This window comes from Blautia sp. NSJ-140 (genome assembly GCF_022868965.1).
Lineage (GTDB): Bacteria > Bacillota > Clostridia > Lachnospirales > Lachnospiraceae > Blautia_A.
In genome coordinates this window covers 1-21,360 of sequence record NZ_JALIFS010000021.1, presented here as the reverse complement: position 1 = coordinate 21,360, position 21,360 = coordinate 1, and the positions used below count along the sequence as shown (strand labels likewise).

The following is a 21,360-nucleotide window of genomic DNA, read 5'->3' as shown; positions in this document are numbered from 1 at the left end:
CGAAAACAAAAAGATTCCCATAACCGCGAGAAGCAGCGGATCAGGGTGGCAAGAGTGTATGAGAAAGTAACCAATCAGCGGAATGATTTCCTGCAGAAACAGTCAACGATGCTGGTGCGCGAAAACCAAACCATCTGTATTGAAGATCTGAATGTTAAGGGGATGATCCGGAATCATAAACTGTCAAGATCGATAGCGAGTGTTTCCTGGGCAAAATTTTTTGAAATGCTGGAATATAAAGCTGGCTGGTATGGAAATGAAATTCACAGAGTACCAACGATGTATCCGAGCAGTCAGACCTGTAGCTGTTGTGGCTACAGAGATCCACGGATAAAAAATCTGGGCATTCGTATCTGGGAGTGTCCCAAATGCCATGCGGTTCATGACCGGGATACGAATGCAAGTATCAATATTCTGAAAAAAGGACTGCAGATGCAGTCTGCATAAAGATAAAAACTGTACCGTAGGGCATACGGGAACAGTATAAATATAGCTTGTGGACACTGTGTAAGACATTGCAGTACCGTAAGGTGTTTGCCAATGTAGTAGTGGGAGAAGCAAGAATCCCCCTGCTTTAGCTGTGGGGAGTGTCAAATGGGGCAGATATTGCAGGAACTGAGGGTTAAGCCAAAAAAGAAGCAGATTTTCCAAATACGGAAGATCTGCTCTTTTTAACCGAATCAAGGGAGTCCCCTGCTTCAATTACGAATATCTGCCTGACTCAGATGCGGATCATGGATATCCGCCTGACGGTTTATAAGTGTGATCATTTATTCTTTCTGATCCTGCAGGCGCATGCTGTATAAAGTACGTCTGTGGAAGAGTTCAGTGCTGTCTCACAGGAATCCTGGATCACACCTACGATGAAACCGACACCAACTACCTGCATGGCAACATCATTGGGGATTCCGAAAAGGCTGCAGGCCATCGGGATCAGAAGAAGAGAACCGCCGGCAACACCGGAAGCACCAGCCGCACTTGCAGCAGCCAGGATGCAGAGGATCAGAGCGGTCGGGAAGTCTACGCTGATACCAAGTGTATGTGCAGCAGCCAGAGCCATGATGGAAATAGTGATCGCTGCACCACCCATGTTGATGGTCGCACCAAGAGGGATGGAGATGGAGTAGGTATCCTCATCAAGTCCGAGATCCTTGCACAGCTCCATGTTTACCGGAATGTTGGCGGCAGAGCTTCTTGTGAAGAAGGCTGTGATACCACTGTCCTTCAGGCAGCGCAGAACCAGCGGATACGGATTCTGGCGTGTGCAGATGAAAGTAACGATCGGGTTGATCACCAGTGCAACAAAGAGCATGGTTCCCACCAGTACACAGATCAGACGGCCATAGCTTAACAGTACGCCAAGTCCCTGCTCGGAGATGGTTGTGAAGATCAGGCCCATGATACCAAATGGAGCAAGGCTGATGATCCATCTTACGGCCGTGGAGGTTGCATCGGAAATGTTTTCGATGACAGTCTTGGTAGTTTCGCTTGCGGCCTTCAGTGCGATACCGAAGATGATGGCCCATGCAAGGATACCGATATAGTTGGCGTTGACAAGTGCGTCAACCGGGTTGGAAACAATGTTCATCAGAAGGTTTTTGAGGACCTCTGCAACACCGCTTGGCGGAGTGACGTCGGAAGTATTTGTATTTTCGGAAAAAGTCAGCATGATCGGGAACAGGCGGCTGGAGATCACAGCTGCCAGTGCTGAGAGTACATTTCCCAGAAGATAAAGTACAACAACAAGTTTCATGTTTGTTTTCTGGCCTTTTCCCATGTGGCACAGAGAGCTCATTACCAGGAAGAACACCAGAAGCGGAGCAATTCCACGGAGAGCACCGACGAACAGATCACCGAGAATGGAGATCACAGATGCCTTGGGAATCGCAAGTCCGAGAATGATACCAACGATCAGACCGCAGATGATACGCTTGATCAGGTTGATGCTGTTCCATTTTTGAATCAGGTTTTTCATAACTAGTTTCCTCTTTCCTATTGTGTGGGTGTGCTGAAAAATGCTGAGCCGCAAAGCAACGATCCGGTGTAAAGGGCTGATCGTTCTAAACTGCTACTACTGCATCATGTAAAAGCACAACAGGATAATTATATACAATCATGTCCGCCTTGTAAAGACAAATGTACATAAAACACGAAAAAGATATAAAAAAAGCGCCAGATCAATGCTTCGTCTGGCGCTATATATTTGAAGTTTCAGGCCCGGATTTTCCGGAAGCTTACAGCAAAGAAGAGAACCTCCGCAAAGCCTGTAATTCCCCATGAGAAAATATACAGGAGATAAAGCGAAGAAATGGTCTGGAAGTGTGCGAACACCGTATAGAACCAGATGACACGGAATACACAGGATCCCAGAATAATGATGATGGTCGGTGGGATACTTTTTCCGATGCCACGGGAAGCGGCGATGCTGCAATCCATAAAACAGCTGAAGGCATAGCTGAAGCCCATGATCCGGATCCTTTCCATGCCGGCATCAATGACGGCCGGTTCTGTGGCAAACAGTGACAAAAACTGCGGACCGAAAACAAGAAGCAGTCCACCAAGGATCGCGCCTGCGATGAAGGCATATGTAAGGCTGATCCCATAAGTCTTCAGCATACGTTTTTTATTTCCGGCACCCCAGTTCTGACCGATGAAGCTTGCGCATGCAGTATAGAAGGCGAACATGACGTTGTAGATCAGGGAGTCTGCATTTGCAGCGGCAGCATTTCCGGAAACTGTGACTGCATCGAAGGAGTTGACGCCGGCCTGTACGAACAGATTTGCAATAGCAAAAATTCCGTTCTGCAAACCTGTGGGAATGCCAAGAAGCAGTACTGCTTTACAGGCCTTCGGGTGAAGACGGAGCTTACGCAGGGATACCCTGCATTCATCTTTTCTCCGGAGGAGGTGGATCATTACCAGAGCAGCGGATATATACAGGGCGATCGCACTGGCAGTTGCCACACCTGCAGCGGCCATATGACAGACGATAACGAAAAACAGGTTCAGAAGAACGTTGATCACTCCGGCAATGGAAAGATAGATCAGTGGTCGCTTCGTATCGCCGCGGGCACTTAATACGCCGTTACCGAAATTGTATACAGCCATGGCCGGCATACCCAGAGCATAAATCTTCATATATAAAACAGCCTGGTCCATCAGCTCCGGTTTCGTATTCATCATGGACAGCATCTGGCCGGAAAACAGAAGACAGACGACACAGACCAGAAGTCCTGCAATGGCACAGAGAAGAAGAGATGTATGGATCGTTTCTTCGGTACCTTTTCTGTTTTCGGCACCAAGCTCGTGTGCTACACGAACATTGACTCCGGCGCCCATGCCGATCAGGATTCCGGTAAATAAAGTGACCAGCAGAGTTGTGGAACCGACAGCTCCAAGTGCCATATAATCTGCAAATCGCCCCACAACCGCAACATCACTTAAGTTAAAAAGAACCTCCAATACCTGTGACCCCATCAGGGGAAGGCTGAAAAGGAGGAGATTTTTCCAGAGAGAGCCGGAGGTCATCTCAATGGAATGCGTTTTCTTTTTTTCATTTTCACACATAGTTTACCTCATAAAAAATTATAAAAAAATCCTTCATCCAAGGTATACAATACTATGTTGAAATAGGTTTGTAAAGAGGGGAAAATGGCTCTTTCATCAGGCGCAGAAGTTTGTTTTTATTTATAGATTCTACATTGATTTCAGTACGAACAATGATATAATAAATGAGAGCAATAAGAAAGTATTTTCAGAAATATTGGAAAAATAAAATACAGCAGACTAAGGAGGAAACCAATACAATGAAAATCGGAAATGATATTTATTATGTAGGCGTAAACGATCATCAGGTAGACCTGTTCGAGGGACAGTATGTAGTACCAAATGGAATGTCCTACAACTCCTATGTGATCAAAGATGAGAAGATCGCAGTTATGGACACTGTAGATGCCGGCTTCACAGAAGAGTGGCTGGGAAAAGTTGCAGAAGTTCTGGATGGTGCGAAACCGGATTATCTTGTAGTTCAGCATATGGAGCCGGACCATGCAGCAAATATTGAGAATTTCATGAAAGCATACCCGGATACAACTGTTGTTGCCAACACAAAGACCTTTACCATGATGGAGAATTTCTTCCGTGGAATGAACCTGGAGGGAAAGAAGCTGGTGGTAGCCAACGGTGACACCCTGACACTTGGAAAACATGTCCTTACCTTCGTATTTGCACCGATGGTTCACTGGCCGGAGGTCATGGTTACATATGACAGCACAGACAAGGTGCTGTTTTCTGCTGATGGCTTCGGCAAATTCGGAGCTCTCGATGTAGAAGAGGACTGGGACCGCGAAGCACGTCGCTACTATATCGGAATCGTCGGAAAATACGGTCCGCAGGTACAGAAGCTTCTCAAGGCAGCAGCAACTCTTGATATCCAGACCATCTGCCCGCTTCACGGACCGATCCTTACCGAAAATCTTGGACATTATCTGGAGAAATATGATATCTGGTCTTCTTATAAAGTAGAGAGCGAAGGCGTAATGATCGCCTACACATCTGTATACGGACATACAAAGAAAGCAGCAGAGCTTCTTGCACAGAAGCTGGAAGAAAAGGGCTGCCCGAAGGTTGTTGTCTGCGATCTTGCAAGAGAAGACATGGCAGAGGCAGTGGAAGACGCTTTCCGCTACGGCAAGCTGGTACTGGCCAGCATTACATACAACGGAGAAGCCTTCCCGTTTATGCGTACATTCATCGAGAACCTGACAGAGCGTAATTACCAGAACCGAACCATCGGCCTCATTGAGAACGGAAGCTGGGCACCGACTGCAGCCAAAGTCATGAAAGGAATGTTCGAGAAGAGCAAAAATATCACATGGCTTGAGAACAATGTAAAGATCATGTCCTCCCTCAGCGATGAGAATGTGGCAGAGATCGATGCAATGGCAGAGGAGCTCTGCAAGTAATTTCTGAATGTCAGAACAGCTTATAAAAAATAAAGATATTACATAATAAAAAGGCGTGGACCCGGATTGACAGGTTCGTTCATTTACTGAGTTGTTAATGAACGAAACATATCGATCCATAAGGCCACGTCTTTTTTATTTACATGAATAGCAAATTAAAGGTAAGTCAGTGATTTCATGATTCTGGAAATTGCCACAAGACCATTATATCCTCTTACACCACATAAATCCATAAGCCGGAAGCTCCACGTCCTTAAGCTCCAGTGTCTGGTCAGTGATAAGATCGCGGAAGGTTCCTTCCTCCTGCATCCAGGCAGTTTTTTCGCTGTCACTGAAGTTGAAGATTCCGATGAAACGTTCGTTTCCTTTCTGGCGGAGGATGCAGAGAATGCTGTCATCATGAACATCGTATGTATACACGTCACAGTCCTTATCAAAAACAGATTCCTGGCTGCGGATCTGTTCCATGCGGTCCAGAGTCTGGAAGATCTGTCCCTCAACGGAGGCTTTGGATTTTCTTTTTCCGGCAAGCTCCCACTGGAAAGCACCACGGTGGATATAGCGGGAATCTGCTGCCTTATCAGGATCCTCTTTATAGGAATAATCATTGAGACGTCCGATTTCATCGGAGCTGTAAAGCATCGGGATCCCGGACTGGGTAAGCATATATGCGTGAAGCATCAGATCCTCACGGATACCCCTTTTCAGCTTCTCGTCATCTTTTTCAAAAAGGGCAGCCTCGATCCCGCACATGGAAGCAGTAGTTCCGCAGAAACGGGCATCCTGAGTTACAGGGTCATCATTATAGAGCTCTCCGCGGCTGTCGCTTCCCGGATGCTTTCCTGTAAAGAAATCATTCAGGTAACGCTTATGGGAGGGCTCATCCATGCCCCATTCTTTCAGGGTGGCGAAATCAAGTCCCCAGCCGATATCGTCATGACAGCGGAGATAATTCAGGAAGGTGTACTGCTTCGGAAGGCTGTTTACAATATCCATCTGTTTTTTCAGAAGGCGGATATCACGGGTGGCAATGCTGTTCCAGGTTGTAGCCATGGTTGTTACATTGTAAAGCATATGGCATTCCGGCTTCTCTACGGTTCCGAAATAAGGAACAACCTTCTCCGGCTCCATAACAACCTCACCCAGAAGTACAACACTTGGGCAGACGATCTCGGCGATCATACGCATCATACGAACGATCGTATGTACCTGCTTCAGGTTACGGCAGGGAGTTCCCAGTTCCTTCCAGATATACGGAACCGCATCGATACGAATCACATCCATTCCCTGATTTGCAAGGAAGAGGAAGTTGTACATCATCTCATTGAAAACACGGGGATTGCCGTAGTTCAGATCCCACTGGTACGGATAAAAGGTAGTCATGACATAGTGACCGATATCCGGAAGCCAGGTAAAGTTCCCCGGAGCAGTGGTTGGGAATACCTGTGGTACGGTCTTTTCGTACTCGTCCGGGATCTCACGGTTGTTGTAGAAGAAATAACGGCTCATATATTCGCCGTCACCCTGGCGTGCTTTTCTGGCCCACTCATGATCCTCGGAAGTGTGGTTCATAACAAAATCCATACACAGATTCATTCCGTTTTTGTGGCATTTATCTGCAAGGGCAGCCAGATCCTTCATGGTACCAAGGTCCGGGCGGACTTTGCGGAAGTCGGCTACTGCGTAACCACCGTCGGAGCGGCCCTTCGGGGTATCCAGGAACGGCATCAGATGCAGACAGTTCACGTTGCATTCCTTAAGATATGGAAGCTTGTCAGAAACTCCCTTGATGTTGCCGGCAAAATTGTCAATATAGAGCATCATGCCCAGCATATCCTTCTGGCGGAACCAGTCCGGATTTTTTTCTCTTTCGAGATCGCGGTTTTTGAGAGCGCGGCGGCGTGCTGTAAAATACTGGTACATCTGGTCGCAGAGCTCTGCAAACATATCGTCATTGTGATAAAGCTCTGTGTACAGCCATCGAAGCTCGTCGTGATGATGGTTTAAGCGTTCCTGAAAAATTTCCTGATCTTTTTTCATGATTTCCTCCCTGAATAGATATTTATGTAAGTATTTTCACTCTCCTGTTGTCTGTCGTCGTATCAGAACAGGAGTGATCTTTTTGTGAATCGGTTTTTGAAGCGGTGCCGGTTTTCTTTTTTTCATTTCGTTCATCTGTTCCACAAGCAGTTCCATGGTAGTCTGTGCGATCACATCAATCTGCTGTCCGATAGTAGTGATCGGGATGATGGACTCCGCAGCAATGGGCGAATTATCGAATCCGATGATCTGATATTCATCCGGCAGACAGTTGTATTTCTGGAAGATCAGATTGAGAAATATATTTGCGTAAGTATCATTGGATAAAAATATGCCTTTTTTCTGACCGGAATATTTACTGTCAATATCCTGAAAGATCACACGCATCTGTTCAAAAAGCTCCTGATAGGAATCACCGGAAACATTAAGGTTCAGTTCATAAGGAACATGATATTCCCGGCATGTTTCCTCAAAGGCACGGATACGGTCATAAGCCGGAATATTCTCAGGTACATGGACATTGATATGGATCAGTACATCACACTGATTGCGTATCAGCAGAGAAGTAGCCTGCATGCCGCCCATGTAATTGTCTGTTGTAACGCTGCATATATGTTCTGCTTCACGTTCAATGGCGATCACAGGAATATTATAGGAAGCCAGTTTTTCAGAGGAAAGAGTATGGCTGAGAACAATAAGTCCTTCAATCTTATAAGCCATCAACTCGTCCAGATACTGCATTTCTTTCTCCGGGCCGCCATCACTGACAAAAACCAGAAATTTGTAATGATAATCGGAGTAACTTCGAAGAAGCTGTGTCAGCATTTCGGAATAATAATGAAGATAAAGGTTCGGGACAATGATCCCTACAAATTCGCTTTTCCCATTGGCAAGAACCCTGGCAAGCTTGTTTTTTCTGTAGCCGAGCTCATCAAGGGCTTTTGCGATCTTTTCCTGATTTTCCAGAGTCAGAGAATTCGGATGATTGAAATATCTCGAGATCGTGGTCTTGGAAAAACCCGTGTATTCTGCAATATCGGCAAATGTTACCTGTTTTTTAGCCATAAAAAAATATTCTCCTTTTAACAGCAGAAAGTTATGATACGGAATGCAGATGCAATCATATAAGAGAAATCTGCAGACCGTACAGGATGATTGGATTGATATAATTAAGTATAACAATACAGACGTTAAATAGCAATAAAAAAATAACCAGTTAAGTTACCGGTTACTTTTTTTGAATAAATTAACAAAAAAGGTTGACAGAAGCTATGGCATATAGTAGTATCAAATTATAAAGTAACCGGTTACTTTACCGGTTACTAAACAAGGACGAAAGAACAAAAAAGGGAGGAAAAGAGAATGAAAAAAGGTTCTGCGAAAGCTGTTCCGGCAGGAAAAAGAACTGCCGCAGAAAAGCTTCAGTATGTGAAAAAGAACTGGCAGCTGTATGTGTTTTTTCTGCTGCCTGCACTTCTTCTGACGATCATCTTCAAATACGTGCCCATGGGTGGCGTACTGATCGCTTTTGAGGACTACAATGTCATTGATGGTGTATTTGGAAGCAAATGGGTAGGACTGGAATACTTCCGGAGATTTCTGGCATCACCGGATTTTATGAATTATCTTGTGAACACTCTGAAACTGAGTATTTACGGACTGCTGTGGGGATTTCCGATTCCGATCATCCTGGCACTTCTTCTGAATCAGATCCGGAGAGCCGGGATCAGGAAAAAAATTCAGCTTCTGATCTATGCGCCGAATTTTATTTCAGTTATCGTACTCTGTGGTATGGTTCGTATGTTTCTTTCACCGGTAGGTCCGCTGAATAAACTGATCGGTTCTGATGCCAACTGGATGACCATGCCGGCGGCGTTCCGTACGATCTACATAGCCAGCGGAATATGGCAGACAGCCGGATGGGCGTCCATTATGTATACAGCAGCACTTGCCAATGCAAGTAAGGATCTGGAAGAGGCAGCAGTGGTGGATGGAGCAAATATCCTGCAGCAGATCTGGTATGTACAGCTTCCGGCTATTAAAAACATCATTGTGATCCAGTTTATTCTTCAGGCCGGAAATATTATGAGTATTGGTTTTGAAAAAGCATATGCACTGCAGACAGATATGAACCTCCCTGCATCTGAGATTCTTTCTACTTATGTATACAGAATCGGTCTTCTGAATGGAGACTATGGATATTCTACAGCAGTGGGGCTGTTTAATTCAGTGATCAATGTAATTCTTTTGATCTTTGTAAACTGGGTAGTCAAGAAACTGAATGACGGAGAGGGATTATAGGAGGTGCTGTTATGGCAAAAGCAAAGAAAAAGAAATATTCGGCATCTGACAAAGCCATTTTAGGAATCGGATACGTACTTCTGGGTGCATTTGTACTTTCCATTCTGGTTCCGCTTTTATATGTTGTGATCGCATCTTTTATGGATCCGAATGTGCTGAACAGCCAGGGGATCAGCCTTGATGTGCGGAAGTGGACGATCGATGCGTACCGCAGAGTTCTTGAAAATAATATGATCTGGAGAGGCTTTGCAAACTCATTTTTTTATTCCCTGGTGTTTACCATTATTTCAGTTCTGGTAACTCTGCTGGCAGCATATCCCATGTCCAAGAAAGAATTTGTGGGAAGAAATTTCTTCAATGTTATTTTTCTCATCACTATGTTTTTCGGTGGAGGAATGATCCCGACTTTTATCCTGATCAATCAGCTGCATCTGGTAAATACAATCTGGGCAATCCTGCTTCCGGGTGCGTTTAATGTCTGGAACATGATCCTTGCCAGAACCTATTATCAGTCTATCCCCAAGGAACTCAGAGAGGCATCTGCCATTGACGGTGCCACGGAAATTGAGCATTTTTTCAAGATTATGATGCCGGTATGCAAACCGATCATCGCAGTACTTGCACTGTGGTCCTTTGTAGGAATGTGGAACAGTTATTTTGACGCTATGATTTATTTGAATGATGCGAAACTGCAGCCATTGCAGCTGGTACTTCGTTCCATCCTTGTACAGAATACACCGCAGCCCGGAATGATCGCAGATATCCAGAGTACTGCACAGATGGCAAAGGTAGCGGAACTTCTGAAATATGCTACGATCATTGTATCAAGTTTACCGCTTCTGATCATGTATCCATTCTTCCAGAAATATTTTGACCAGGGCATTATGGTTGGTTCTGTAAAAGGCTGATGACAGGAGGTTGATAATGATGAAAAAAAGAATGAAGGCATTATTGGCAATCGGGCTTTCTGCAATTATAATGGTATGCAGTGCCGGATGTGGAAACGGAAAAGAACACATGAAAGCAGAAACAGATCCGGATATCCCGGTGGAGGATGTGTCCTTTCCTCTGAAAGAAAAAGCAGAGCTGTCTTTTATTACCAGTGCACCTGCAACATCTACACAGGAACCTAATGAAAGAACGATTTTTAAAAGACTGGAAAAGCAGACTAATGTTCACATTGACTGGACCTGTTTTGTATCGGATCAGTTTGATGACAAAAAAAATCTGGCGCTGGCACAGTTCGGAAATCTTCCGGATGGACTCTTTAACGCAGGGATGAGTGATTATGATCTTCTTCGTTATGCCAAACAGGGAATCATTATTCCGGTAGAAAATCTCATTGATAAATACATGCCGAATCTTCAGGCTGTATTTGAAAAATACCCGGAATACAGAACAATGTGTACAGCACCGGACGGACATATTTATTCTTTTCCATGGATCGAACAGCTTGGTGAGGGAAAAGAGGCTATTCAGGCAATTGGAGATATTCCCTACATTAATAAAAAATGGCTGGATTATCTGAAGCTGGAGGTTCCGAATACAACTGAGGAACTGGAACAGGTTCTGATCGCTTTTCGTGATAATGCAGATAAACTGGAACAAGAATTTGATATTGAGGGTGATGTGATCCCAATGTCCTTTATTATCAATAACGGTGATCAGGATCCGGCAATTCTGCTCAACGGATTTGGAGAAGGATATGGTGACACCGGTGATCATTTTGCAGTGAAAGATGATGGAACTGTTATTTATACAACTGTACAGGAAGGTTATAAAGAAGGCATCCAGTGGCTTCATCAGCTGGTAGAAGAAAATCTGGTGGATCCGGAGGCTTTTACCCAGGAATGGTCAACTTATGTTGCAAAAGGTAAGAACCACAGATATGGTCTGTGTTTTACCTGGGATATTGCAAATATTGATAACAATGAAGATTATGTAATGCTCCCGGCGCTGGCCGGTCCGGATGGCCTTGTAAATATCACAAGACAGAATAACAGTGAAACCAGTGGCTTTGACAGAGGACGCTGCGTTCTGACTACAAGCTGTCGGAATACGGCACTGGCAGCAGCCTGGATCGATCAGATGTATGCACCGATCCAGTCTCCGCAGAATAACTGGGGTACTTACGGAGAAAAAGATTCATTTAATATCTTTGAGATGTCCGAGAATGCAGAAGGTGGTCAGATGCTGAAACACATGGATCTGGGAGATGCATCTCCGGTAGAGGTTCGTGAAGCACAGTCTGTAAACGGACCGTTGGCAATACTTAATGATTATTACGATGTATATGTAACAGAGCCGGCAGATGCAAAATGGCGTCTCGACAATATGCACGAAACATATCTTAAGGATATGAACAGTAAATATGTGTATCCGAATGTATTTATGAGTATTGATGATACCAATAAGGTATCTCAGTACGACACAGATATCAAGAAGTATGCGGAACAGAAAAAAGCAGACTGGATCCTGAATGGCGGCATCGATAAAGAATGGGATTCCTATCTGAAAAAGATGGAGCAGTATGGACTGTCTGATTATCTGGCAATCAAACAGAAATATTTTGACCAGTATCAGAAGTCTCTTAGTGAGACAGAGAAATAAAAACAGAAAAAGATACCGGTCAGAAACATAAAAAAGAAAGAGAGAGCAGAGTATGAGTGAAAAACTTGAAAAAGCACGTCTTTATGAAATAGAGGAAGCAAAAAATATCCCGCAGGAAGAGAAACCGGCCTTTCATGTATCTGCACCGGTTGGCTGGATCAATGATCCCAATGGATTTTCTGTTTTTAAAGGAAAGGTACATCTTTTTTACCAGTATCATCCTTACAGCCGTGACTGGGGCCCTATGCACTGGGGCCACAGTGTGACGGAGGATATGATCAGATGGGAGCAGCTTCCTACAGCGCTTGCACCGGATCAGGAATATGATCGAGAGGGATGCTTTTCCGGAAGTGCTATTGAAGCGGATGGAAAACAGGCTTTGATCTACACAGGAGTTACAACAGAAAAGCTGCCTGATGGAAAAGAAGAAGTCCGGCAGAATCAGTGCCTTGCCTGGGGTGACGGAAAAGATTATGTAAAGGCAGAGAAAAATCCGATAGTCACCGGGGATATGCTTCCGGAGAAATGTAGCAGAGTTGATTTCCGTGATCCGAAGATATGGGAAGATAACGGAACATACCATATGCTCGTAGGATGCCGCAGCGAAGAAATTCCTGGACAGGTAGTTCTGTTTTCCAGTAAAGATCTGAAAGAATGGAAATTTGAAACAATTCTTGCGGAGAACTCCACAGGAGAAATCGGTGTTATGTGGGAATGCCCCGATTTCTTTCCGCTCGGGGATAAACATGTGCTGATCTGTTCTCCGCAGCATATGCGTGCCCGGGGCTATGAATTCCACAATGGACATAATGCCGTGTATTTTGTTGGATCCTATGATCCTGAGAAACATGTATTCCGGGAAGAGAAACCGGTTAGTCTGGATTATGGACTTGATTTTTATGCACCGCAGACTACTTTGCTTCCAGATGGCCGGAGAGTGATGATCGCTTGGATGAAATCCTGGGATAGCTGTGTGATCAAGGAGAAGCAGAGATGGCAGGGAATGATGACGCTTCCGAGAGAACTGGAATATCGTGACGGAAAGATCTGGCAGAAGCCGGTCCGGGAAATTGAGAATTATCGGAAAAACCGTTGCTGTTATGAGAATGTAAATGTGGGTGAGAGCTTAAGCCTTGAAGGCGTCCGTGGCCGAATGATCGATCTGATCGTGGAACTGCAGAACGCAGATGGTATCGTGGATGGAAGCAGGAACTCCGGAAATCCAGATCAGGAAGCATTAGGTGTGTACAATGAGTTCCAGATCGAGCTTGCACGCAATGAAGAATATACAACGGTCTTTACCTATGATCGAAAAAGACAGATACTGGAGATCGACAGAACCTGGAGCGGGGTGCAGCGTGATGTTGTATGTACAAGAAAGCTCCAGATCACAGATGGCAGACAAAATCTGAAGCTTCGTTTTATCCTGGATAGAAACTCCATAGAGCTTTTTATCAATGATGGAAGCAAAACTGCGACTACCGTGATCCCAACACCAGTGGAAGCAGATGAGATCCTGTTTCACAGTGACGGAAATGCTGTGATCCAGGTTGAGAAATATGATATTGTGTTGTAGAAGCCTCTCAAATATTGACAATTTCCCTGTTTTTGTATAACATAGGGGAAGTTGCTTACGCCGGGTCAGGAGCTGTGTATGTCTCCTGATCCGGCATATATTTACAGGAGAGGAACACAGGAATGTTTTATCAGTTAAAAATCACAAGAAAAGGAACGAAACCGCCGGTATGGAGACGTTGTACTGTTGCGGCTGACGTTACATTTGCAAATATGGCAGCCATGCTTGAAAAACTGGTTCAGTATCCGTCAGGCAGCCTATATGAGATTGAATTTTTTCAGAAAAAAGTACAGATCCGTGAGAATGGTGACGGAGAAGCAAAGAATAATTTCACATTATTAAATGCAGGCGAGACAGAGACTGCAGAGCTTATGGATTCCGAGAAATGGTTTACTTTCCGTCAGTATGGTGCGGATAAGGAAGCCCCGGAATACAGAGTTGACATTGAGAAGAAAGACGAGGGAACAGCAGAAGCTCCTTCTATTGTAAAAGAAGTAAAGGGTGAGGATGATCCGTACTGGACAGAGGCACCGGAGCTGGAATGCACTGCAGCAGTTGAGACAGAGGCGGAAACAGTCAAAGCATCTGAGGACATTGCTGCAACAGTAGCAGCAGTAGAGGCAGCTGCCAGAGCTGCAAAAGCAGATGAGGCAGCCACAGGCAGCAGAAGAAATCCTACAGTAAAAGATTTCCTCATGTCCTATCGTAAAGAAGACCTTCTCAGCATTGCAGGTGAGCTTGGACTTCACTGCAAGGGAATGGAACAGGAAGAGATCGCCGCAAAGGTTGCCGCAGAGGTTCTTAAACCGGAAGTTATGAAAGCAAGCTTCCTCGTAGCAGACGATCAGGAAGTACTGGCTTTTGAGGCAGCTATTCAGAGAAAATGCTTCCATGTTGCAGAGCATGAGTGGAGTACTTTGGAATGGCTGAACGATATGGGCTACCTTGTTTCCTACAGCGATGATTACGCAGAAGTTCCGGCAGAGGTTGCAGCTGTTTACGACCAGATCAACACACCGGAATTCCGGACACTTCGCAGTCAGGTAAACTGGCTGAAGGATTGTCTTGTCATGGTAAGCTATCTGTATGTATCTGCACCGGCGAAGACAGTATATGAGATGTTTAAGCAGAGAAAAGGCTTTGACATCGGATATGACAGGTTCATCGAGCTGTATCATACCATTCCGGAGAAGGCCTGCATCTGTGAGCTTGCGGAGGATCAGCTGATCCTGAAATCCGCACTGGTCAATAACATCTACAAGGATATCGAGAGACGTCAGGGTGGACGGAAATTCTATATTCCGTCCGTAGATGAGATCCTGGATTATTCCGAAAACGGTTATCCGACAAAATCAGCTTCTTACCAGAGATTGGGCAGATTCCTGCTGGACGAGATGAAGGTTTCTGATGCGGTGAAGGATCAGGTGCTGTTCTTTATTTACAAAGAATGCTCCATGGATGGCAGAATGTCAGCGATCATGGAAAACCTGAACCAGAAGGGGATCCAGTTTAACGATGAGCAGCTTGAGAAATTTACAAAGCTGATCATGGAGGCAAACAATAACACAAGAATGCTGGAATTCCGCGGTTACACACCGAATGAGATCTCAGGAGCAGTATGGCCGTTTGCCACAGGCAAGCCGCACACTGCAATGCCGAACAGCTTTGTGCCGACAGCAATGCCGATGCAGCCGGCATCTGCAAGAAAAATCTATCCGAACGATCCGTGTCCGTGCGGAAGCGGTAAGAAATATAAGAAGTGCTGCGGAAGAAGATAATCCCGCAGGAAATTTACCGTAATTCCGGAGCTGAAAGTTCCCATAGATCGTTGCGGAGCGACTGCGCTCATGAGTGAGCAGCGAACGCGGATGATCTAGTACAGCGTTTTCGAAGTAACTATACCACTCACTTGTCTGTGAATCCGATTGCACAGGTATAAAAGCCTCGGCGTAGCCCGCTACGCCTGCGTTTTTATACCTGCACACTCGAATCCACATCCTACGCGATTGGTATAGTTATTTACGAAACGCTGTACTGGTCCGATTTATCGTTTGATGCAGTATCTCCGGAAATACCATACAAATTAAATATAAGACAGTTCGTTTGTACCATCCTGTCTATAAATAAAACCAGGGCTGAAGAAGATGTGAGAATCAGGGCAGACTCGTGGTGGGTCTGCCTTTTTTTACTTTAACCGAATCAAGCAGTTATTCGGTTTAAAACTGCGCAGCGAATGCGGATCGCGAATATCCGCCTGACATGCAGATCACAGAAGAATCACGGCCGGGAATCCTGCAAGCAGGATTCTTTCTTATTTATGGAAATATCCGGGTGGTGTGAAAGATCCAGAAGGAGGAAAAATTTATGTATCAGTTAAAAACAGAAGCAGATTTCGATTCCGCACATTTTTTGTCCGGTTACACCGGGAAGTGTTCCAACATCCATGGCCATCGCTGGCATGTGGAGATTGAGATAGAAAGTCGTGAACTGGAGAAAAACGGTCAGGAGCGCGGTATGCTGGTAGATTTCGGAGATCTGAAAAAGGATCTGAAGGAGCTGGCAGATTCCATGGATCACACGCTGATCTATGAAGAAAATACATTACGTCCAAAAACCCTGGAAGCACTGAACGAAGAAGGATTTCATCTGGTGAAGGTTCCCTTTCGCCCTACAGCAGAGAATTTTTCAGAGTATTTTTTCAGAAAAATGAAAGAAAAAGGTTATTCTGTGAAAAGAGCAGTTGTTTACGAAACACCAAATAACTGTGCGGCTTACCGGGAATCGGAAGAAGAAAGGGAGGCAGCAGGGTTATGAGTACGTATCAGGTTGTAGAGAAATTTGTCAGTATCAACGGAGAAGGCAGACGGGCCGGGGAGCTGGCCGCTTTTGTAAGATTTAAAGGCTGCAATCTTCGATGCAGCTATTGTGATACCAGCTGGGCAAATGAGCCGGGATGTGAGAGTGAAAGGCTGACAAAAGAAGAGATTCTTTCCTGGATCCGTGAGACAGGCGTGAAAAATGTGACACTTACAGGCGGGGAACCACTTTTACGGAAAGGCATGGAGGAGCTGATCGAGGCAATCCTGGAGGATCCATCGCAGCGTGTGGAGATTGAAACCAATGGAAGTGTGGATCTGAAGCCTTATCATATATTAAAAAAACGTCCATCCTTTACCATGGATTATAAAACACCGGACAGCGGCATGGAAAAAGAGATGCTCCTTTCCAATCTGGAGCTTCTGGGCAGTGAGGATACGCTGAAATTTGTGGTCAGCAGCCGCAGAGATATGGAAAAAGCCCTGGAAATCCTGGAAAAGTACAGACTGGTCGGAAAAACGGCAGTTTACTTCAGCCCTGTTTTCGGCAGGATCCAGCCGGTGGAGATCGTGGATTTCCTTATGGAAAAAAAGCTCAACGATGTAAAGCTTCAGATCCAGCTTCATAAGGTGATCTGGGATCCGCAGAAACGGGGAGTATGACAGGAAAATATATCACAACATAACAGAAATACCGCAGAAAGGGAGAACGATATGAAAGCACTTGTACTTGCAAGCGGCGGTGTGGATTCCACCACCTGCCTGGGGCTTGCCGTAAACAAATATGGAAAAGAGAATGTAATTGCATTAACAGTAGCTTACGGACAGAAGCACACAAAAGAAATTGAGGCTGCCGGAAAAACAGCAGAATATTACGGAGTGGAACATCTTTATCTGGATCTGGAGCCGATCTTCCGGTACAGTGACTGCTCGCTTCTGAAGCATTCAGACAGAGAAATCCCTCACGAAAGCTATGCAGAGCAGCTGAAGGAAACCGACGGCTCACCGGTTTCAACCTATGTGCCGTTCCGGAACGGATTGTTTCTTTCCTCGGCAGCAAGTATTGCGCTGTCAAAAAACTGCAGTGTGATCTATTACGGAGCGCATGCGGATGATGCTGCCGGAAATGCGTATCCGGACTGCAGCAGTGCATTTCACAATGCGATCAACGAGGCAATCTATCAGGGAAGCGGCGGCCAGCTGAAGGTTGAGGCGCCCTTTGTCAGCTGCACAAAGGCAGAGGTCGTAAAAACCGGTCTGGAGCTTAATGTTCCTTATGAACTGACCTGGAGCTGTTACGAAGGCGACGAAAAGCCCTGCGGTGTGTGCGGAACCTGTATTGACAGAGCAGAGGCATTTCGTCTCAATGGAGTGAAGGACCCGGCACTTGACAGATAGATTGGATTATAAATATCCGCCTGACCATAGAAAGGAAAAAAATATGAGCAGAGAAAACCTGGAAAAAGAAGGAATCACCCTTCTCGGAAATCAGAAAGTAAAATATCCGGACAATTATGCTCCGGAGGTACTGGAAACATTTTTGAACAAGCACCCGGACAACGATTACTTTGTAAAATTTAACTGCCCGGAATTTACAAGCCTTTGTCCCATTACCGGACAGCCGGATTTTGCAACGATCACGATATCCTACGTACCCGGTGAAAAAATGGTGGAGAGCAAATCGCTGAAGCTGTATCTTTTCAGCTTCCGCAATCACGGAGATTTTCATGAGGATTGTGTGAACATCATTATGAAGGATCTGATCCGTCTTATGGATCCGAAATACATTGAGGTCTGGGGAAAATTTACTCCGAGAGGCGGCATTTCCATTGATCCCTACTGCAATTACGGAAAAGCCGGAACCAGATGGGAGGAGATTGCCTGGAAACGCCTGACAGAGCATGACATGTACCCGGAAAAGATCGATAACCGGTAGAAAAACAAAAAGTCCCTGTTTTCACTGCGAAAAGCAATGAAAGCAGGGGCTTTTTGTGTAGTGCGCCTGACAGCGCAGGTTTATCTTTATGACAGTCAGATGCATTCTGGCTCTGTGCCAAACAGATCAGCGATCACATCGTGCACGGTTTCGATCTTATCTGCCATATAAGCCTTTGCTCCGCAGAACAGCAGACCGTTTTCCACGTCACCCTTTACGGCGGCGATCAGCTTGTCAGTAATGCAGTAAGGAATCTCGCCGGGAGAACATTTGGCAAGGCAACGGTGGCAGGGACTGTGCGGGATTTTTTCACCGGCCATGACGTGCTGCATGAAGGGATTCATAATGGCACGACCTGGCATACCTACCGGGCTTTTTACAATGGCGATGTCGTCCTTTGTGGTGTGGATCAGGGATTCTTTCAGCCGGATGTCTGCGTCACATTCTTCCGTTGGGATAAAACGGGTGGCAACCTGAACGCCGTCCACACCAAGATCAAAGACATGCTTTACATCCTCGTGAGTAGCGATGCCGCCGGCAGCTACTACTGGGATTTCCGTGCCGAATTTTGCGGCATAGCCTTTTACGGTCTGGACGATCTTTCGGATTTCATTGTCGTAGGCTTCCGGTGTATAGGAATCCAGCTCTTCCTTGTGGAAGCCCAGATGACCGCCTGCCTGGGGACCCTCGATCACCACAAGGTCTGCAGTGCGCCTGTACTTTCTTTCCCAGTATTTCAGAATGACCTTTGCAGATTTGTCCGTTGAGACGATGGGGGCGATCTTTGTTTTGCTTCCGCTGACAAGAGCAGGGAGCTCTGTAGGAAGTCCTGCGCCGGAGATGATCAGGTCAGCGCCTGCCTGGATAGCGGCTTTTACATGAGATGCGTACTCCTTCAGTGCGACCATGATGTTGTAGCCGATGATACCGTCAGGAGAAATCCTGCGTGCTTTTTTCATCTCGGACAGGATAGCCCGCTGGTTGGCTTCTTCGGTATTCCGGTCGAAATCTTTTTCCCGGTAGCCGATCTGAGCGGTGGAAATGATTCCGATCCCGCCTTCCTTTGCAACGGTGCCTGCCAGACGGCCAAGGCTGATGCCAACGCCCATTCCACCCTGGATCAGGGGAAATCTCGTAAGTTTATCACCGATTTTAAAATTCTTCATAATGATCAGATCCTCACATTCATTTGCTTTCGTTAAATAATTTTAGTATAAAATAGTTTTATCATCAAAGTATATCATAACGGGGGAATTTGTCAATGTATATGTAAGAAGGTTGGATCAGGGAGGTGTGGGTGATTTGCCGGTATAGCTTTTGGGGAATAAGAAAAGGGTGAGCTGACAGCGTTATGCTGTGTGGTCTCACCCTTTGTATAATGAAATTTCCAAATTGCAGTATTTAACCGAATCAAGGAATCCTTCTGGCAAAATCAGAATTTAAACAGATTCAGACCGATCTCATCGCTGAACTCACGATCGATCTCTCCGTCGATCACCTGGATCTGGATCTCGGCAGTAGCGCTTATGATGGCGCGGTTCAGATGACCGCCGTGTACAAGGCCTTCTTCGTCACCGGCTGCGATATGAAGGTGAAGATAAACGTCACCGTCCTTACGTGTGACAGTACCTGTGAGGGACACGATCTCAAAAGCTCCCTGGAACTGGATAGAGTGGTATTCCTTTGTCACAGTGTTGTATACGCCTGCAGTGAAATCATTGATGGCGCCAAGGCCTGTGACCTGTGCAAGGCGGATGTTCTCTTTTTCTGCAACCTTGCCGATCTCTTCCAGGATCTCTTCCTTCGGATCAAGACGAAGATAGATCGTGTTTCCAAAACGTCTGTATTCCATGATAAAAACCTCCCTTTGTGTGATATTTGTCATAAACAGCGGCGGATGTTTTTATCCGCTTGTCAATAAGTATAATATATTTTATTTTTTTTCGGAAGACCTGAGAAAGAGAATATCGGAGTCTCATGTCTGTGCGGGAGATTTTTTTTGAAGTCTGTTCTTAGTATTGGATGTGGACGAGGGACGCCAGAGGAAGGTGGCATCGATCCGGGAGTGGATGTAGTTGTGGATGCTGTTGAGTTTTTGTGGGGTGGATGTGGACGAGGGACGCCAGAGAATGGAGGCATCAGTCCGGAGTGGATGCAGTCGGGGATGTTTTAGAAGTTTTTGGGGGATGGAGAGAGGGACGTCAGAGGAAGGTGGTATCGGTCCGGGGGTGGATGCAGTTGTGGATGCTGTTGAGGTTTTGTAGGGTGGATGTGGACGAGGGACGCCAGAGGAAGGTGGAATCGGTCCGGGTTTAGATGCAGTCGTGGATGCTGTTGAGGCTTTGTGAGGGTAGATGGAGAGAGGGACGCCAGAGGAAGGTGGCATCGGTCCGGGCAGGGACTCCGTCGGGGGATACTACTAGGACTCCGTGAGACGGCTAAAAGCATTGCGGCAGGGCCAGAACTCGCCTTCGGCTCAGACAGCAGCCCCTGCCGCAATAACGCCGTCTCCCGCAGCCCAAGTAGTAATCACCCCTCCTCCGCAGCAGCCCGGCCCGATGCCACCTTCCTCTGGCTGACACTTCCAACCGACAGGAAAAAAACAGAACAGGTGACGGAAGCGGACTGGGCGTCCTGTCCTGAAATGCCAGATTGGTACAGAATATTCCTATAAGTACCGAAAAATCCAGAAATGAGATTGGCACAACACACCACTATAAATATCGAAGAATACAGGAACCAAATCGGCATAGCGTATCACCATAAATATTGAAGAATACAGAAACCAGATCGGCCCAGCGTATCACTATAAATATCGAAGAATCCAGAAACGAGATCGACCCAGCGTATCACTATAAATATCGAAGAATACAGAAACGAGATCGGCACAACGTACCACTATAAATATCGAAGAATACAGGAACCAGGTCGGCACAGCGTTCCACTCTGAGTACCGTAGCATACAGACAAAAGTCAACAACGCAGCACACACAACAACGAAGAACTCCTTCCGTGCCCAACGGGGTGGGAGCGCGAGGGAGGGCGTTCGGGCTACGGAACTCTGAGATCGCCTTCCCTCGCACTTACCGCATTGAAAATGCGACCGGCGTAGCGCAA

The 21,360-nt window shown here is 45.9% G+C and carries 17 protein-coding genes and 1 pseudogene; 12 read left to right on the top strand and 6 right to left on the bottom strand.

Translation table 11 applies throughout. From position 1 onward, the window contains the following. Positions 1–447: transposase (locus MUB50_RS16765; protein ID WP_244802552.1), on the top strand; the 447-nt coding region annotated here is incomplete at its 5' end. 319 nt (positions 448–766) lie between these two features. On the opposite strand, the gene sstT is transcribed toward MUB50_RS16765, so the two are convergent. After that, entirely contained in the window at positions 767–1,975 is a 1,209-nt protein-coding gene (gene sstT, locus MUB50_RS16760) for a serine/threonine transporter SstT (protein ID WP_118626443.1), read from the bottom strand. Positions 1,976–2,211: 236 nt separating this feature from the next. Next, positions 2,212–3,567 carry an MATE family efflux transporter gene (locus MUB50_RS16755; RefSeq protein WP_244791757.1) on the bottom strand — a complete coding sequence of 452 codons (1,356 nt, stop codon included), beginning with the start codon at positions 3,565–3,567 and terminating at the stop codon, positions 2,212–2,214. 239 nt (positions 3,568–3,806) lie between these two features. On the opposite strand from MUB50_RS16755, the pseudogene MUB50_RS16750 reads away from it, so the two are divergent. Then, positions 3,807–4,961: pseudogene (locus MUB50_RS16750) on the top strand (FprA family A-type flavoprotein); the annotation flags it as partial. Positions 4,962–5,168: 207 nt separating this feature from the next. Here the strand turns inward: MUB50_RS16750 and MUB50_RS16745 are convergent. Together MUB50_RS16745 and MUB50_RS16740 are read right to left on the bottom strand one after the other, a co-directional pair. Continuing rightward, positions 5,169–7,004, bottom strand: coding sequence for an amylosucrase (locus tag MUB50_RS16745; protein WP_244791755.1), 1,836 nt, complete (start codon positions 7,002–7,004; stop codon positions 5,169–5,171). A gap of 36 nt (positions 7,005–7,040) precedes the next feature. Continuing rightward, complete coding sequence (locus tag MUB50_RS16740; protein ID WP_244791753.1) at positions 7,041–8,069, bottom strand: LacI family DNA-binding transcriptional regulator; 1,029 nt, start codon at positions 8,067–8,069, stop codon at positions 7,041–7,043. A gap of 297 nt (positions 8,070–8,366) precedes the next feature. Here MUB50_RS16740 and MUB50_RS16735 point away from each other — a divergent pair, with 297 nt between their 5' ends. The 9 genes from MUB50_RS16735 to queF all read left to right on the top strand — a co-directional run bounded on the left by MUB50_RS16735 (position 8,367) and on the right by queF (position 18,243). Further along, entirely contained in the window at positions 8,367–9,305 is a 939-nt protein-coding gene (locus MUB50_RS16735; protein ID WP_015526649.1) for an ABC transporter permease, read from the top strand. Positions 9,306–9,316: 11 nt separating this feature from the next. Next, positions 9,317–10,213, top strand: coding sequence for a carbohydrate ABC transporter permease (locus MUB50_RS16730; protein WP_118626435.1), 897 nt, complete (start codon positions 9,317–9,319; stop codon positions 10,211–10,213). A gap of 70 nt (positions 10,214–10,283) precedes the next feature. After that, positions 10,284–11,915, top strand: a complete 1,632-nt coding sequence (locus MUB50_RS16725) for an ABC transporter substrate-binding protein (RefSeq protein WP_442863190.1) — start codon at positions 10,284–10,286, stop codon at positions 11,913–11,915. 52 nt (positions 11,916–11,967) lie between these two features. Then, a complete protein-coding gene (locus MUB50_RS16720; RefSeq protein WP_244791751.1) occupies positions 11,968–13,491 on the top strand; it encodes a glycoside hydrolase family 32 protein in 1,524 nt (507 codons plus the stop codon). Between the two features lie 122 nt (positions 13,492–13,613). Next, a complete protein-coding gene (locus tag MUB50_RS16715; protein ID WP_244791750.1) occupies positions 13,614–15,269 on the top strand; it encodes a YecA family protein in 1,656 nt (551 codons plus the stop codon). 586 nt (positions 15,270–15,855) lie between these two features. Further along, positions 15,856–16,305 (top strand): 6-carboxytetrahydropterin synthase QueD, encoded by a 450-nt coding sequence (queD, locus tag MUB50_RS16710; protein WP_118626431.1) that lies wholly within the window; start codon positions 15,856–15,858, stop codon positions 16,303–16,305. Continuing rightward, complete coding sequence (queE, locus tag MUB50_RS16705; RefSeq protein ID WP_118516056.1) at positions 16,302–16,970, top strand: putative 7-carboxy-7-deazaguanine synthase QueE; 669 nt, start codon at positions 16,302–16,304, stop codon at positions 16,968–16,970. Before queD ends, queE begins: the two co-directional genes overlap by 4 nt. Positions 16,971–17,021: 51 nt before the next feature. Beyond that, positions 17,022–17,705: a 7-cyano-7-deazaguanine synthase QueC gene (gene queC, locus MUB50_RS16700; RefSeq protein ID WP_244791748.1), complete on the top strand. Its 684-nt coding sequence runs from the start codon at positions 17,022–17,024 to the stop codon at positions 17,703–17,705. A 43-nt stretch (positions 17,706–17,748) separates the two neighbouring features. Then, complete coding sequence (gene queF / locus MUB50_RS16695) at positions 17,749–18,243, top strand: preQ(1) synthase (protein ID WP_015526640.1); 495 nt, start codon at positions 17,749–17,751, stop codon at positions 18,241–18,243. 95 nt (positions 18,244–18,338) lie between these two features. Here queF and MUB50_RS16690 read toward each other — a convergent pair whose 3' ends face one another. Both MUB50_RS16690 and MUB50_RS16685 read right to left on the bottom strand, forming a co-directional pair. Then, positions 18,339–19,409, bottom strand: a complete 1,071-nt coding sequence (locus MUB50_RS16690) for an NAD(P)H-dependent flavin oxidoreductase (RefSeq protein ID WP_244791746.1) — start codon at positions 19,407–19,409, stop codon at positions 18,339–18,341. 266 nt (positions 19,410–19,675) lie between these two features. Next, on the bottom strand, positions 19,676–20,095 hold the full coding sequence (locus MUB50_RS16685) for a PPC domain-containing DNA-binding protein (RefSeq protein WP_118516053.1): 420 nt from the start codon (positions 20,093–20,095) through the stop codon (positions 19,676–19,678). A 147-nt stretch (positions 20,096–20,242) separates the two neighbouring features. Between MUB50_RS16685 and MUB50_RS16680 the strand changes: the two genes are divergently transcribed. Further along, positions 20,243–20,416, top strand: a complete 174-nt coding sequence (locus tag MUB50_RS16680) for a hypothetical protein (RefSeq protein WP_244791744.1) — start codon at positions 20,243–20,245, stop codon at positions 20,414–20,416. Positions 20,417–21,360 lie beyond the last annotated feature (944 nt).